Annotated in this window: 9 protein-coding genes; 6 read left to right on the top strand and 3 right to left on the bottom strand. The window is 40.8% G+C overall.

Annotated elements, in window-relative coordinates:
• The first annotated feature begins 10 nt into the window (after nucleotides 1-10).
• Entirely contained in the window at nucleotides 11-2,461 is a 2,451-nt protein-coding gene (locus ACYIAR_RS02555) for a heavy metal translocating P-type ATPase (RefSeq protein ID WP_480331923.1), read from the top strand.
• Between the two features lie 72 nt (nucleotides 2,462-2,533).
• Here ACYIAR_RS02555 and ACYIAR_RS02550 read toward each other — a convergent pair whose 3' ends face one another.
• Nucleotides 2,534-3,001 (bottom strand): GAF domain-containing protein, encoded by a 468-nt coding sequence (locus tag ACYIAR_RS02550; RefSeq protein ID WP_480331921.1) that lies wholly within the window; start codon nucleotides 2,999-3,001, stop codon nucleotides 2,534-2,536.
• Between the two features lie 71 nt (nucleotides 3,002-3,072).
• Here ACYIAR_RS02550 and ACYIAR_RS02545 point away from each other — a divergent pair, with 71 nt between their 5' ends.
• Both ACYIAR_RS02545 and ACYIAR_RS02540 read left to right on the top strand, forming a co-directional pair.
• The gene (locus tag ACYIAR_RS02545) at nucleotides 3,073-4,428 is read left to right on the top strand and encodes an MATE family efflux transporter (RefSeq protein WP_480331919.1); all 1,356 of its coding nucleotides are present in this window, start codon (nucleotides 3,073-3,075) and stop codon (nucleotides 4,426-4,428) included.
• A 137-nt stretch (nucleotides 4,429-4,565) separates the two neighbouring features.
• Complete coding sequence (locus tag ACYIAR_RS02540) at nucleotides 4,566-5,210, top strand: cytidylate kinase-like family protein (RefSeq protein WP_480331917.1); 645 nt, start codon at nucleotides 4,566-4,568, stop codon at nucleotides 5,208-5,210.
• Nucleotides 5,211-5,295: 85 nt separating this feature from the next.
• Here the strand turns inward: ACYIAR_RS02540 and ACYIAR_RS02535 are convergent, their stop codons facing one another.
• Together ACYIAR_RS02535 and ACYIAR_RS02530 are read right to left on the bottom strand one after the other, a co-directional pair.
• Nucleotides 5,296-7,197, bottom strand: a complete 1,902-nt coding sequence (locus ACYIAR_RS02535; protein ID WP_480331915.1) for a CocE/NonD family hydrolase — start codon at nucleotides 7,195-7,197, stop codon at nucleotides 5,296-5,298.
• A gap of 181 nt (nucleotides 7,198-7,378) precedes the next feature.
• On the bottom strand, nucleotides 7,379-9,928 hold the full coding sequence (locus ACYIAR_RS02530) for an ATP-dependent Clp protease ATP-binding subunit (protein ID WP_480331913.1): 2,550 nt from the start codon (nucleotides 9,926-9,928) through the stop codon (nucleotides 7,379-7,381).
• Between the two features lie 503 nt (nucleotides 9,929-10,431).
• Here ACYIAR_RS02530 and gyrA point away from each other — a divergent pair.
• The 3 genes from gyrA (at nucleotide 10,432) to ACYIAR_RS02515 (ending at nucleotide 17,143) form a co-directional block, all read left to right on the top strand.
• Nucleotides 10,432-13,026, top strand: coding sequence for a DNA gyrase subunit A (gene gyrA / locus ACYIAR_RS02525; RefSeq protein WP_480331911.1), 2,595 nt, complete (start codon nucleotides 10,432-10,434; stop codon nucleotides 13,024-13,026).
• Nucleotides 13,027-13,070: 44 nt separating this feature from the next.
• On the top strand, nucleotides 13,071-14,288 hold the full coding sequence (locus ACYIAR_RS02520) for a tetratricopeptide repeat protein (RefSeq protein WP_480331909.1): 1,218 nt from the start codon (nucleotides 13,071-13,073) through the stop codon (nucleotides 14,286-14,288).
• Between the two features lie 158 nt (nucleotides 14,289-14,446).
• Complete coding sequence (locus ACYIAR_RS02515) at nucleotides 14,447-17,143, top strand: alpha/beta hydrolase family protein (RefSeq protein WP_480331907.1); 2,697 nt, start codon at nucleotides 14,447-14,449, stop codon at nucleotides 17,141-17,143.
• Nucleotides 17,144-17,204 lie beyond the last annotated feature (61 nt).

Raw genomic sequence — 17,204 nt, 5'->3', positions numbered from 1 at the left:
AAAGAATGATATGGACAAAGGTAAAATAAGGAAAGAGACGTTTCCAGTGCTGGGTATGAGTTGTGCTTCCTGCGCAGCACGTGTTAACAAAGCTCTTAGTAATCAGTGTGGTGTGTATGAGGCTAATGTGAATTATGCTTCGGCTTCGGTTCAAGTTATATACAATCCTGATGAATGTTCTGCTTCAACCCTTAAGCTTGCTGTTCAGAATGCAGGATATGATTTGCTGACGGAAACAGAAGAAGATAGAGATTCTGCAGACTCAAGATATGAAAATGAATATAGGAAATTGAGAAGGCAGACGATTTCTGCCATAATATTTACCATTCCTGTCATATTAATAAGTATGTTTTTCATCGACATAGATTACATGAAATATGTCGTATGGATTTTGTCCACCATTGTTTTGTTCTGCTTCGGACATCGTTTCTACGTTAATGCCTGGAAACAATTCAAGCATATGTCGGCAAATATGGACACGTTGGTGGCAACCAGTACAGCTATAGCTTATTCCTTCAGTTTGTTCAATCTCTTATTCCCTGAATTTTGGGAGGAAAGAGGCATTGAGTCTCACTTATATTTCGAATCAGCAAGTGCCATTATAAGCTTTATTCTTCTTGGACGATTATTGGAGGCAAGGGCAAAGAGAAAGACCTCTAAATCCATAAGGAAACTTATTGGTATGCAACCTAAGACAGTAACAATTCAGACTGATGAAGGTGAAAGATTTGTTCCGGTGGAAAAAGCCCAGGTAGGAGATATTATCGTTGTCAAGCCTGGAGAGAGAATTGCCGTTGACGGGATTGTGGTTGGTGGTGAATCATATGTTGATGAAAGTATGCTTACCGGCGAGCCGATTCCTTCGTTAAGAAAGAACGGAGATAAAGTATTTGCCGGTTCAATCAATCAAAATAGTGTACTACGTTTTGAAGCGGAGAAGACAGGGCAGGACACTATGTTGGCCCAGATTATCCAAATGGTGCAGGATGCTCAGGGAAGCAAAGCTCCGGTTCAGCAAATGGTGGATAAAATAGCAGGAGTATTTGTCCCGGTGATTATTGGATTGTCAATACTTGTATTTGCCCTTTGGTGTATACTGGCTCAGTCCGGAGGTTTTGAACATGGAATACTAGCCATGGTTACAGTGCTTATTATTGCTTGTCCTTGCGCATTGGGGCTTGCCACTCCAACGGCTTTAATCGTAGGAATAGGGAAAGGGGCTGAATCCGGCATTCTGGTCAAAGATGCAACAAGCCTGGAAGTTGCCCGCAAGGTGGACTCTATTATATTTGACAAGACTGGAACTATTACGGAAGGACATCCTGTTGTTACCGATGAATTTTGGATTGAAACTTCTCCGGAGACTCGCACTGCATTCTACAACCTCGAGCTTCAGTCAGAGCATCCTCTGGCGAAAGCTGTTGTGTCATATATGAAAGAACAGAAGTATGATGCGGAATCAACTGTCGTTGGATTCGAGAATGTTCCCGGTAAAGGAGTGACTGGTTCTGTTCAGGGAAGAACTTATTATGTAGGAAACACGGAATTGCTTCGCTCAAACGATGTAAATATTGACACAGTTCTAAAATCAAAAACAGAAGAATGGGAGAATGAAGCCAAAACAATTGTATGGCTTTCTGATACCACAAAAGCTATTGCAGCCTTTGCACTAACAGACAGAATAAAGGAAACTTCAGCATATGCAGTTGATTTGCTCAGAAATATGAATATTGACGTATATATGTTGACTGGAGACAATGAAGCTTCTGCAAAATATATAGCCGGAAAAGCTGGAATCACAAATTATAAGGCAAACGTTTTTCCCGGAGATAAAGCTGCGTTTGTTAAAGAATTACAGAAGAAAGGACATACTGTTGCTATGGTTGGCGACGGAATAAATGATAGTGCGGCATTGGCTCAGGCTGACCTCAGCATTGCAATGGGAAAAGGAAGTGACATTGCTGTAGATACTTCGATGATAACAATTTTATCGTCAAACCTTACTAAGATTGCAGAAGCTATTCGTCTGTCGCAATTCACAGTGCGAACAATACACCAGAATCTGTTTTGGGCATTTATATATAATCTGGTTGCCATTCCTGTGGCCGCAGGTGTATTGTTCCCGTTCAATGGATTTTTATTGAACCCGATGATTGGCGGCGCTGCTATGGCATTTAGCAGTCTGAGTGTGGTGTCGAACAGTCTTCGTCTGATGAGGAAGAAAATAGGAATTTCAGAACCAATAAATAAGAATAATATGAAGTACGAATTTAAAGTTGAAGGAATGATGTGTAATCACTGCCGCACACATGTAGAAAAGGCATTGAACAGTATTGAAGGTGTGAAAGCTGTTGTAACATTAAATCCACCGGTTGCAGTTATCGAGAGCGAGCACGAATTGAATATTACCGATTTACAAAAGGTAATTTCTGAGAAGGCAGGAGATTATAAGATTTATTGAGAAAAATGCCACCATAGAATGCTTACATTCAGCTTCTATGGTGGCATTATTATAGATATATCAAATCATCCTTTACAATATTCCTACTATTTTTTCCAACCATTGTTTGTCTGTTTCGTCGAAAGAATTCAGAGTGTCACTGTCTATATCCAGAACTGCATATACTGAATCGTTTTTCTTTAAAGGAACAACAATTTCAGAACGGGAAGCAGAATTGCAGGCTATATGGCCCGGAAATTTATCTACATCCGGAACTATAAGAGTTCTGGCTTCGCTCCACGCTGTTCCACAAACACCTCGACCCGGTTTTATGCGCGTGCAGGCAATTGGACCTTGGAACGGACCAAGCACAAGCTGATTGTCACGGACTATATAGAAACCGACCCAAAAGAAATCGAAAGTCTGTTTTAGAGCTGCTGCCATATTTGCCATATTGGCAATCATATCTGTTTCATTTCCAATGAGAGATTGCATCTGTGGAAATAGCATTTTGTATTGTTCTTCTTTGCTGCCTGAGCATATTGTCAATTCTTCAGCCATATTAAAATATTTTTATTCATACTTTACAAAGATAAAAAAAATTACCTTTGCACAAATTTAACCGTAAGATTATGGCAGATAAAAATTCCCCGTTGATTTTAGGGACTGAGCCGGTCAGAAAACTCCTGACGCAATATGCAATTCCGGCAATTATTGCAATGACAGCTTCTTCGTTGTATAATATTGCTGATAGCATATTTATCGGACAAGGCGTTGGCGCTATGGCAATAGCCGGGCTGGCTCTTACATTCCCACTGATGAATTTGGCAGCGGCTTTTGGTTCGCTGGTTGGTGTTGGTGCTTCAACTTTGGTTTCTGTTAAGTTGGGGCAGAAGGATTATGAAGGTGCAAACAATGTTTTGGGAAATGTGCTTGTTCTGAATGTTGTGATGGGTTTGCTCTTCTCTGTTGTGTTTTTAATGTTTTTGGATCCGGTTCTTTATTTCTTTGGAGCGAGTGAGCAGACACTTCCTTATGCAAAAGATTATATGCGTGTAGTGCTGTATGGAAATGTTGTGACTCACATGTATTTGGGGCTTAACTCCGTTTTGCGTTCTTCAGGATTTCCGCGTATGGCAATGTATGCAACACTGCTTTCTGTTGTCATAAACTGTGTTCTGAATCCTATATTTATTTTCTGGCTTGGCTGGGGAATCAAGGGAGCAGCATGGGCGACAGTTATATCTCAGGTCATTTCTCTTACTGGGCAGCTCATACATTTCTCGAGACCTACGCAGCTTTTGCATTTCCGGAAAGGAATATATCATTTGAGAAAAGATTTGGTTGACGGAATATTCTCTATCGGACTTTCACCTTTCCTTATGAATATGTGTTCGTGCCTGATAGTTCTCCTTATCAATCTTGGATTGAAAGAGCATGGCGGTGACATCGCAATCGGTGCATATGGTATTGTGAACAGAGTCGTTTTCTTATTTATTATGATTATTCTCGGCTTTAACCAGGGAATGCAGCCTATTGCAGGATATAATTATGGGGCAAGGCAGTTCGACAGAGTGTTTGAGGTGACAAAACAGACTACGTTTTGTGCTGTTGCCGTTGCCAGCACCGGTTTTATTATATGTGAGCTTTTCCCGGAAATTGTTGTAATAATGTTTACGAGAGATGAAGCTTTGATTGACGTTGCTGTAAAAGGTCTTAGAATTGTTTTTGCAGTCTTTCCTATCGTCGGTTTCCAGATGGTTGCAACAAACTTCTTTATGTCAATAGGAAAATCAAAGATGGCAATATTCCTGTCTCTTACAAGACAGATGATATTCCTTATTCCGGCATTGCTTATTTTGCCTAAGCTTATAGGAACACCTGGTGTTTGGGGCAGTATTCCTCTTGCTGATTTGACAGCTTCAATTGTAACGGCTATTGTTTTGTTCCGTCAGTTTAAGAATTTCAAACAGAAAGGTGTCATGTAATTTTGCTGCTGAAAAAAGCAGTAAATATGATTATTTGCTGTTATTTTGCTATAGACAAATAAAAAAAAGAGGTAAGAATCTGTTATATTTTGATTCTTCCGATTATCTTTACATTTAAACAATAAAAACAGAGTACCATGAACAATGATAAAATAATATTGACCATAGGCCGTCAGTTTGGAAGCGGTGGTCGCGAGATAGGACAGAAACTTTCAGAAGCTTTAGGCATAGCATATTATGACAAAGAACTGCTGTCTGCAGCAGCAAAGGAAAGTGGCTTGTGTGAAGAAGTATTTGCCAGAGCTGATGAAAGAGCTTCAAGCGGAATGTCATATGCTTTCAGTATGGGCTTTTCTTATATGGGAATTCTTACTCCGTATAATGACATTCTTTCGAATGACGAACTTTTCCGCATTCAGAGCGACGCAATAAGAAATATTGCTGAAAAAGAATCTTGTATTCTGGTCGGAAGATGTGCTGATTATATTTTGCGTGATAATCCTGCGTGCATAAGTTTCTTTATCCACAATACGATGGAGAACAGAATTCAGCGCCTTGTTGAAGGTCTGAACATCACTGTTGAGGAAGCGAAAGAGAAAATCAGCAAAATCGACAAATCCCGTTCGGCTTATTACAATTATTACACAAATAAAGTTTGGGGAATGGCTTCGTCATATAATTTCTCGATTGATGCTTCGGTTCTTGGTATTGACGAAACTGTGGCATTTATGAAATCATTTGTGGAGAAGAAGTTGGAAAAGCGTCCTCCTCATTTCGGCTGATATAAATTGTGTTTGAAGAATTAAGGCACAGAAGTGCAGAGATTGAATTGGAGAACTCTGCTCTTCTGTGCCTTATTTATTTTTGTCAGTTGTTGACTACCGGAAGGATTATTCTTGTCGATGCGTCGTCCTGATGATATATTTTCACTGGCATTTTCATCATGAAATCGTCAAGCGAACATTTGTATGTGTTGATGAACTTCTGCGGATTTCTGTCTATAATCGGGAACCATGAACTTTGAATCTGAATCATTACTCTGTGCCCCGGCTCGAATGTGTGGGCTACATCATACAGAGTGTAATTTACCGAAGTGATGCTGTCCGGAGTGAAAGCTTTCGGATGTTCAAAACTCTCGCGATAACGGCCGCGGAACAATTCACCTCTCACCATCAGCTGATATCCGCTCATTGGATAAGATTTGTTGTTGAGATATTTCACTGCTTCTTCCGGATATCGGAAGTTTTCAGGGAAAACATCAATTACTTTCACCATAAAATCTCCGTCTGTTCCTCCGATTGCTGTTTTTAGTTCCACTTCAATCGGGCCGGCGATGGTGAGCGGCTCAGTAAGTGTGTCTGTCACGAATGTGATTACATCCGGGCGGGCAGAAGCGAATCTCTGGTCGTCAATCATATATTCCAGAGTTCTGTATGTTGTCGGATTTGCTGTGTATGGAACAGGCTTCGACATATCGGAAATATATTCGGTGAACGATGCTTTTTCCTTTGGCTTTTCTGCCGACAGCTTTCCGCCTTCGTGCAGATAGAATGTAGTAGGAGATACGTTTGAAACCGGCCATTCGTCATAACTTTTCCATTTGTTTTCTCCAGTGTAGAATACCTGGACTTTCTTTGATGGCTTTTCTCCTTTTCCTTCCAGATAATATCTGAAGAACGGATATTCTATTTCATCTTTATAATATGCTGATGTGTTGTTACCGAAATACATATTTCCAAATCCTTGGAAATCGCGGCGAGTCCATGCTCCGTGCCACCACGGACCGAAGGCAAGGTAAAGTTCTGTTTCCGGAGATTGCTCTTTAATCGCCTTATATGTGTTCCATGCTCCATAACAGTCTTCAGAGTCGAACAAACCGCCTACAACAAGAATTGCTGGTTTCAGATTATAGCATGACTGGCGTGCATCTCTTTCCTGCCAGAATTTGTCGAAGTTAGGATGAGAGGCAATCATGTTCCATAGAGTTGGAGTTGTGTCGTTGACCAGCTCGTTGACGTCTTTGAATGTTCCTATATTAAGAAAATCTGTATAGACATCGTTCTTTACAATTTCTTTCATTACACCAACACCGATGTGTCGGCCTTCCAGACCAGGAAGAAAATTAGTAGTTTGCAGAAGTGTGAAAGCACCATTGTGATGGCGGTCGTCGCCACGGAACCAGTCTGTCACAGGACCTTGAGGTGAAACAGCCTTCAAAGCCGGATGAGCAGAAGAAGCACTCATTGTGGCATAGAATCCGTCGTAGCTGATTCCCCATGTTCCTACATTTCCGTTGTTTTTCTTAGTATTGCGGATAAGCCATTCGATAGTGTCGTAGGTGTCAGTTCCTTCGTCGATGTCTTTCTTGCTTTTCTTATTCTTATTGAGAGGACGCACCTGAACAAATTCGCCTTCACTCTTGTGGCGACCGCGAACATCCTGGAACACCAGAATATAATTGTTGTCAACATAATTCTTCAATGAAGAACGGAGATGGCGGCAGAAACTTTCGCCATAAGGAGAGCAAGAGTAAGGAGTACGGTGCATCAGAATAGGATGCTTTTCCTTATTGTTCTTTGGCTCATAGATTGCCGTATAGAGAGATACTCCGTCGCGCATTGGAATCATAACTTCACGCTTAGTGTAAAGCGAACGTAATCGCATCTCAACACTGTCCGGCTGGTTTGTTTTCTGTGCAAATGCTTTTGCTACACCCAGTGAGGTAAGCACAAAAGTTGCTAAAAGGACAATTTTGCTTGTTCTTTTCATTTTCAGGGTAATAAAAAATTAAGAGGTTTTATAAGACTAATTCTTGTTTTGCTTGTTAAAGGTTGAGAATGTTATAAAACACCGAGACACAGAGTTAGCAGTCAGACAAGTTCCCTTTGCCATTTTATTTCTGCTTTCTCAGTGTCCCGGCATTTGATACATTCTTATTATGTATTGATATTTATTTCTTCACCGTAGTGACAATTTTCTTCTCTTCTTTGTCATAATCGACAATCAGCTTGTCGCCTTCGCCAACAGAAGCTCGGATAATAAGCTCTGCGATTTCGTCTTCGAGATATTTCTGTATAGCACGTTTAAGCGGTCTTGCGCCGAATTGAACGTCATAGCCTTTCTCTGCAATGAAATCTTTAGCTTCGTCTGTAAGTTCAAGAGAGAAGCCAAGGTCGCTCACACGTTTGAACAAACCACGCAATTCAATATCGATAATTTTGCAGATAGCTTTCTTGTCAAGCTGGTCGAACATGATAATATCATCGATACGGTTCAGGAACTCAGGAGCAAACGCCTTGTTAAGAGCTTTCTGAATTACGCTACGTGAAAACTCTTTGTCGACATCTCCATTGATATTGTTGCTGAAACCAACTCCGCGGCCGAAGTCCTTCAACTGGCGAGTTCCGATATTTGATGTCATAATCAGAATAGTGTTCTTGAAGTCGATTCTTCTGCCAAGGCTGTCAGTCAGTCGTCCTTCGTCGAGCACCTGAAGAAGAAGATTGAACACGTCCGGATGAGCTTTCTCAATCTCATCGAGCAATACAACAGAATAAGGTTTTCTGCGTACTTTCTCTGTGAGCTGTCCGCCTTCTTCATATCCTACATATCCCGGAGGCGCACCGATAAGTCTTGACACGGCAAATTTCTCAAGATATTCACTCATATCAATTCTTACAAGAGCATCAGCCGAGTCGAAAAGGAATTCAGCAAGCTTCTTTGCCAGGTGAGTCTTTCCGACACCGGTCGGACCAAGGAACATGAATGTTCCGATTGGCTTGTTAGGGTCTTTCAGACCAACACGGTTTCGCTGAATTGCCTTTACTATTTTCTGCACGGCATCGTCCTGGCCGATAACTTTCTCTTTCAATACATCAGCCATTTCCAGAAGTCTGGCATTCTCAGCCTTAGCAATTCTCTGAACAGGCACGCCGGACATCATAGCGATAACTTCTGCCACTTTGTCTTCGTCAACTGTTTCTTTGTGTTCCTGCAATTCTTCTTCCCATTTTGCTTTTGCCTTTTCGAGTTCGAGTTGCAACTGTCTTTCTTTGTCGCGGAAGCTTGCTGCAAGTTCGAAATTCTGTGATTTCACTGCGGCAAGTTTCTCATTCTTTGCAGCTTCAATCATAGCCTCAAGGTCTTCGATATTCTTCGGAACAACGATGTTTGAGATATGCACGCGCGAACCGGCTTCGTCGAGGGCATCGATTGCCTTGTCCGGGAAGTTGCGGTCACTGATGTATCTCTCAGTAAGTTTCACGCAAGCCTTCAATGCTTCCGGAGTGTAAATTACGTTGTGATGCTCTTCATAACGTTCCTTAATGTTGTTCAGAATCTGAAGAGTTTCTTCGGCAGTTGTCGGATCAACAATTACTTTCTGGAAGCGGCGTTCCAAAGCTCCGTCTTTCTCGATGTTCTTGCGGTATTCATCGAGAGTAGTTGCGCCGATGCACTGGATTTCGCCACGAGCCAAAGCCGGCTTGAGCATATTGGCTGCGTCCATTGAACCTGAAGCAGAACCGGCACCTACTATTGTGTGAATTTCGTCGATGAACAGGATGATATTCGGATTCTTCGACAATTCGTTAAGGATTGCCTTTATTCTTTCCTCGAACTGTCCGCGGTATTTTGTTCCGGCAACGATTGAAGCCATATCAAGGCTTATCACTCGTTTGTCGAACAATACGCGTGATACTTTCTTCTGTATAATTCTAAGTGCCAGACCTTCAACGATTGCAGACTTACCAACGCCAGGCTCACCGATAAGCACAGGATTATTCTTCTTGCGGCGGCTCAGGATTTGCGCCAGGCGTTCGATTTCTTTTTCTCTGCCCACAATAGGGTCTAGTCTGTTTTCAGCAGCAGCACGAGTCATGTCCGTTCCGAAATTGTCCAGAACAGGAGTGTCGTTTGATGTCGGCTTTGATTGTGACGATGAGGCATTGCCCGACGACTGACGTGAATTGTCCTTCTGAGGCATCACATCGTCTTCATCATCATCTTCGTCCTCAGTAAAGCCATCGTTTATGCTGCCAAGTTTTTCCACTTCCTCTTCAGCTTCATTGGCTGCTCCGGAAAGGAAATCGTATATAGGCTTATATTTCACATTATTGTTCTGTAAAATTCTGGCTGCAATATTTTCTCCTTCTTTCATGATTGCTAATAATAAATGTTCAGAATCAACAAGCTCATTCTGTAGCAATTTCGCTTCCAGAATGCTCATCCTTAATATTTTCTCACTTATTTTGCTGACAATTATTTCAAAAGTTTGAACATTGCTGTCAAGCTCGTTTCTAATTTCATCTTCAATTTCTTTCTTTATGGCGGATAAGTCCGCATTCAAATGATGCAGGGCGTCGATAGCTCTGCCCGTACCGTCGCGGAGAATGCCCAAAAGCAAATGCTCCGGCCCGATATAGCTGTTTTGAAGGCGGCCGGCTTCTTCTCTGCTATATTCTATGACATCTCTCAAACGGTCTGAATAATTATTGGTCATGTTTATATATTATATAATGTATATAAAGCCTTCAGATATGTCAGTATTATGCCATTCTGTCGGAATTTGCAAAAATAATAAACTATATTGAACTATTATCAAAATTCGTGCCAATCATTTCAAAAAACTATAAATATATATTGAATTAATTCTTGAGGTATAACAATTCCAACTTTGTCGTAATTGTGTGGAAATAAAATTCCATATATTATGAAAAAACATTTTCATATATTGTGAAAAAAGTTTTTCATCCGGATGAAAATATTTTTTCAAGCCTGAAAAATATGTTGAAAATGTAAATTGCTGATTTACTGGGTTAAATGAAAAAGTGGACGATTTTGTCAGAATATTTGACGAAAAAAGGATAAATTTGACGGCATAACATAGGGTTTTCTGCGTCGGAATTAAAAATACCTTATTTATTTTCGTATTAGACGGAAAAACCTTACCTTAGTGCAATTTTTCGTAGGAAAGATTGTTGAGTGTAATAAATATAAAACTAAATGGTTGATCAAGACAGAATTATTAAGATTAACATCGAGGAGGAAATGAAGTCGGCATACATTGATTATTCAATGTCTGTCATAGTGTCGCGTGCCCTTCCGGATGTTAGGGATGGTTTCAAGCCGGTTCATCGCCGTATATTATTTGGAATGAATGAGCTGGGAAATACATCCAATAAACCTTATAAGAAATCTGCAAGAATTGTTGGTGAAGTTTTAGGAAAGTATCATCCTCATGGTGACTCTTCAGTTTATTATGCCATGGTTCGTATGGCGCAGTCATGGTCGATGCGCTACACATTGGTGGACGGACAGGGAAACTTCGGTTCGATGGATAATGACAGCCCGGCAGCGATGCGTTATACTGAGGCCCGCTTGAGCAAGCTGGCAGAAGAAATGCTTCGCGATATAGATAAAGACACAGTTGATTTTCAGTTGAACTTTGACGACACGTTGAAGGAGCCTACAGTGTTGCCGACAAGAATACCAAACTTGCTGGTGAACGGTGCTTCTGGTATTGCTGTTGGTATGGCAACAAATATGCCTCCTCACAATATGAGCGAGGTGCTTGATGCTTCAATGGCTTATATTGATGCCCGTGGAGATATTGATGTGGCTGGTCTTATGCAGTATGTGAAAGCTCCTGATTTCCCAACTGGCGCAACAATCTATGGATATGCGGGTGTGAAAGAGGCTTTTGAAACTGGTCGTGGCAGAATAGTGCTTCGAGGAAAAGCCGAAATCGAACAGGATACTAATCACGAGAAAATTGTTATCACTGAAATTCCATACCAGGTTATCAAGTCTGATTTGATTAAGAGCATTGCTGACTTGGTGAACGAAAAACGCCTTGAAGGAATTTCAAATATCAGCGACGAGTCTTCAAGCCGTGGTGGTTTGCGTATCGTAATCGATGTGAAGCGTGATGCAAACTCAAGCGTAGTGTTGAACAAGTTGTATAAGATGACAGCTTTGCAGTCGTCTTTCAGTGTTAACAATATTGCTCTTGTAAACGGTCGTCCTCGTCAGTTGAACTTGAAGGATTTGATCAAAGCATTTGTTGATCACCGCCATGATGTGGTTATCCGACGTACACGTTTCGATTTGGCTAAAGCTCAGGAACGTGCCCATATCCTTGAAGGTTATCTGATTGCTTTGGATAATATTGATGAAGTTATCGCAATCATCAAATCTTCAAAGAACAGAAACGAAGCTATCAGCAGCTTGATGAACCGTTTTGCTTTGTCGGACAAGCAGGCTACAGCAATCGTAGATATGCGTTTGAGTCAGCTTACAGGTCTTGAGCAGGATAAGATTCGTGCTGAATATGAAGAAATAGAAAAGACAATCGCATATTTGACAGAAATTCTGGAAAACAATGATCTTTGTATGAAAGTTATCAAGGATGAGCTTCAGGAAATCAAGGACAAATATGGTGATGAACGTAAGACTGACATTATATATGCGTCTGAGGAATTGAATCCGGAAGATTTCTATGCCGATGATGAGATGATTATTACAATCTCTCACATGGGATATATCAAGCGTACGCCGTTGAGCGAATTCCGTGCTCAGGCTCGCGGTGGTGTAGGAGCCAAGGGTTCAGAAACCAGGGACGAAGACTTCGTGGAATATATTTATCCTGCATCAATGCACGCAACTTTGCTGTTCTTCACAGCTAAAGGTAAGTGCTACTGGTTGAAGGTTTATGAAATTCCTGAAGGAGCGAAGAATGCCAAAGGTCGTGCTATTCAGAATCTTCTTAATATTGATGCTGATGATAAGATTCAGGCATTTATCCGCGTCAAGAAACTTACTACGGATACAGAGTTCATTAACTCACATTATCTGTTGTTCTGTACTAAGAGAGGTGTAATAAAGAAAACATTGCTTGAAGCTTATTCTCGTCCTCGTCAGAATGGTGTGAACGCAATCACTTTGAGAGAAGACGACGGTTTGATTCAGGTTTGTATGACAAACGGCAACAACGAAGTTCTGATTGCCAACCGCAACGGACGTGCAATCCGCTTCCACGAAAGTGCAGTGCGCGAGATGGGACGTACAGCAGCTGGTGTGCGCGGTATGACATTGGATGAAGATCCTAACGACGAAGTTGTGGGCATGATTTGTGTGAAAGATAAAGAAAAAGAGACAGTGTTGGTTGTTTCTGAACAAGGATATGGAAAACGTACTAACATTGAGGATTATCGAATCACGAATCGTGGAGGAAAAGGAGTCAAGACTATCAATATTACCGAAAAAACTGGTAAATTGGTGGCGTTGATGAACGTGACAGATGAAAACGACTTAATGATTATCAATAAATCTGGTATCACAATCCGTATGAATGTGTCCGACTTGAGTGTAATTGGTCGTGCAACGCAAGGTGTCCGTCTTATCAATCTTGAAAAACGAAATGACGAGATCGCATCTGTTTGTAAAGTGATGTCTGATACAGAAGAAGAAACAGCAATAGAAAAAGGAGAGAAGGCTTCGGGTGAAACTGTAGCTGAACCATATTCTGATGCAGTTTCAGATGACACAGTGTCAGATCAGCAATCGGATGTTGATTCAGAAGATAATCAGGAAGTTTAAACAAAAAGAATAATCAATATAGTATTAATTAAATTATTATTACAATGAAAAGAATTTTATTTACAGTGGCTTTGTGCCTTGTAGCTTCAGCTTCATTTGCTCAGAAAAAAGCAGTTAAGGAAGCTCAGTCAATCGTAAAAGGTACTGCACCTAATTTTGACGAAGCAAGAACTTTGATCAAAGGTGCTATGGAAAACCCTGAAACAAAAGACATGGCTGAAACTTGGTATGCTGCAGGTTTCATTGAAGACCAGCAGTTCAGCAACGAAAGAACAAAACAGATTTTGGGTCAGCAGCCAAATGAACAGGTTATGTATAGCGCTTTGGGTAGCACATTGCCTTATTTCTTGAAATCTTATGAATTGGATCAGCTTCCAAACGAAAAAGGTAAAGTAAAACCTAAATTTACAAAGAAAATCAAAGATATTTTGAGCACAAACCACGTATATTATATCAACGGTGGTGCTTACTATTTCGATCAGAAAGATTATCAGAAGGCTTATGATTTCTTCCAGCAGTATTTGCAGATTTCAGACCTTCCAATGTTCCAGGGTGAAAAAGTTGCTGAAAGAGACTCTAACTTCATGACAGTTCAGTTCTATGCTGCAGTTGCTGCAACTCAGTTGAACAATCGTCCTTTGGCTATAGCTGCTTTGGAACGTGCAAAAGGTACTGATTTCCGTGCAAATGATGTTTATCAGTATTTGTGCTACGAATACGAACAGGCTAAAGATTCAGTGAATTTGGAAAAAACTTTGAAAGAAGGTATGGAAAAATTCCCTGAAGAAAAATATTATTTGTTGAGCTTGATCAACAACTATATCTATTCAAACAGAAACGAACAGGCTATCGAATATTTGAATACAGCTATTTCTAAAGAACCAAACAACGCTCAGTTGTATGACGTAATGGGTCGTGTTTACGAAACTGGTGTTAAAGATGCAGCTAAAGCAGAAGAATATTTCAAGAAAGCTTTGGACTTGGACCCAGAAAATGCTGATATCTTGTCAAACTTGGGTCGTGTTTACTACAACCAGGCTGTAAACAAACAGGCTGAAGCTAACAGCATCAACGATCAGCAGAAATATCAGGAAGAATTGTCTAAGGCTAAAGCTTTGTTCGAACAGGCAATGCCTTACTTCGAAAAAGCTCACCAGATCAACCCAGAAGCTAGAGATGTAATGACTGCTTTGCGTGGTATCTACTACAACTTGAATATGGGTGATAAATTCGAAGCTATCGAAGCTGAAATGAACAAATAATATTTGAATAATATTCATATTCATTTTATATGCCGGATTCTGATTTATTCAGAATCCGGCTTTTGTTTTTTGTATCGGAAATAAGTAGCGTGAAACTATTGCATGTGATACGCATTTTTATTATTATTGTTGCAAAATGAAATAAATATATATTGTATATGAATAACAGGACACTGTGTTTGCTGACATTTTGCCTGGGAATGGGACTCAGCTCGTTTTCTCAGAATAAAGAGATGACGGTTGAAGATTTGCTTCACTGGCAACATATTACGTCCAGTTCGGTTTCGGATGACGGACGCTGGGTTTCAGCACGTATTGCGCCTTGGGAAGGCGACGCGACACTGAAACTCTACGGTAAAGACGGAAAAGAAGTTGCAACTTTTTCTCCAGTGGTTAAATCTCAATTTTCTTCATCTTCGGATTATATTCTTGTGCAGTTGTCTCCAGGAAAAGCTGTGCTTGATTCTGCAAAATTGGCAAAAGTGAAGAAAAATAAACTTCCGATGGACAAATTGCAGATAATGCAGATTGGAGCAGAATCGTTTTTTGTTGATTCGTTGCGCAAGTATGAGGTGAGCAAAGTCGCTGATTGGGTTGCTTATCAGGCAGGTCGAAAAGATTCTACTTTGCAGATGCGCTCACTGGACGGAAAGAAAACTTTTTCATATCCGAAAGTTTCGTCCTTTGGTTTTGCTGAAGAAGGCGATGCGCTTTACTACGTTACTAAAGGAAACGAAGACAGTGAAGCTGGTTTGTATTGTGTAGATTTGAAGTCGGAAAATCAAAGGCTCGTAAAAAAGGGAAAAGGTGTGTTCGACAAAGTTTCTTTTGATAAAAAAGGTTCTCGCATAGCTTTCCTTTATTGTGAAGATAAAGATTCTACATACAAGGCAATGGATTTGTGGTTGTCCGTAAATAATTCGGAAGCTGCAAAAATTGTTTCACGCTCGTCGGAAGGAATGCCGGATAATTGGGTGGTGAGTCAGTATGGAGATTTGTGGTTCTCGGAAAGCGGAAAGCGTCTGTTCTTTGGCACTTCGCCTGAGCCATTGCAGAAAGATACTACAATTCTTGATGAATACAGACCGAATGTGCAGGTGTGGAGCTGGGACGAGCCGGTTCAATACACTGTGCAGCAATACAACAAGGAAAAGGATTTGAAGAAGAACTATAGCGCTGTGTATCTGATTGACTCAGAAAAGATGGTTCAGCTTTCCGACAAATCTGTTCCTAATTGTACGGTCGGAAACGAAGGTGATGCAAAATATGCATTGGTTTCAACTTCCGAACCTTATTCGGTTTCTTCGATGTGGGAAGCACGCACTCGCAGCGATTATTATACAGTGTGTGTTGAAACCGGAGATAAAGAACTTCTCAGCAAAGCTGATTATGCTAGAATGAGGATTTCACCGGAAGGAAAATATGCTTATTGGTATGCAGAAACTGACAGCTCGTGGTATGCAGCCGAACTAGAGAGCAGAAAGATTAACCGATTGACCGAGCCATCATCTTTCGTCGCTTGGGACGAGGATTTTGATATGCCTAATTATCCGTCTCCATACGGACTTGCCGGATGGACTGAAGGAGACCGTTCTCTTTGGGTTTATGACAGATATGATATTTGGGAACTTGATCCAACTGGCGAACGTCAGATAAAGAATATCACAAACAACGGACGTCAGAAAAATGTGTTTTATTCTTATGTGAAGTTGGACGACGAAGAACGGAGCATTAATGACAAACAAGATTTATTGCTCAAAGGCTATAACCGCGTCTCAAAAGGATATGGTTATTACAGACTTAAGCCGGGGGCAAAACAGCCGGATGTTATTATGGAAGGAAATTATATGCTTTCTTCTCCAATTAAGGCTAAAGATTCAAATGCGCTGATTTATACTAAGGAAACATATGAAACTTATCCGGATATTTTGCTTTCGGATATGAATTTCCGCAAATCTGTGCAGTTGACGAATTGCGGCGAGCAGCAGAAACCTTTCCGTTGGGGAACAGCAGAGCTGATTAGCTGGACTTCTTTGGATGGAAGAAAAATAGAAGGAGTTGTTTATAAGCCGGTGGATTTTGATCCTTCACGGAAATATCCGTTGATAGTGAATTTCTATGAGACTAATTCGGAAACTCTTTATAAATATCGCGTTCCGCAGCCACATCGCTCAACAGTGGATTATCGTTTGTATAACAGTAATGAATATATTGTGTTCAATCCTGATGTGAGATATAAGGATGGTTATCCGGGTGAAAGTTGCTACAACTGTGTTATGTCTGGAATAAACAAGCTTATATCTGAAGGTTATATCGACGAAAAGGCTATTGCGGCGCAAGGACATAGCTGGGGCGGATATCAGGTGGCTTATCTTGCAACCAGAACAAATTTGTTTTCAGCCATTGAATCCGGTGCTCCTGTGGTGAATATGTTCAGTGCTTATGGCGGAATACGTTGGGGCTCAGGTTTGGCTCGTTCCTTCCAGTATGAGCATACACAGAGCAGAATTGGTGGAACTCCTTGGAATATGCCTCGCCAGTATTGGGATAATTCTCCATTATTCAATATGGACAAAGTGCAAACACCTATTCTTATTATGCATAACGATGCTGACGGACACGTGCCTTGGTATCAGGGAATAGAATATTTTGTTGCAATGAAAAGACTTGGTAAACCTTGCTGGATGCTTAATTATACCGGCGAACCTCATTGGCCTTTGAGAATGGCAAATCAGGTGGATTTCCAGAAAAGGATGCTTCAATTCTTTAATCATTTCCTCAAAAAAGAGCCTATGCCTAAATGGATGTCGGATGGCGTGAAGGCAGTTGAGCAGCCATATATTTTAGGATATTGATTGAATCAGGATAAAAGGTTGGGATATGCAGATTTCATATCCCAACTTTTTGTTATATGAT

It is taken from the genome of Parabacteroides sp. KHUB-01, assembly GCF_056640935.1.
Note: the sequence above shows the minus strand (reverse complement) of the source record. Positions and strands in the feature narration are given on the sequence as shown.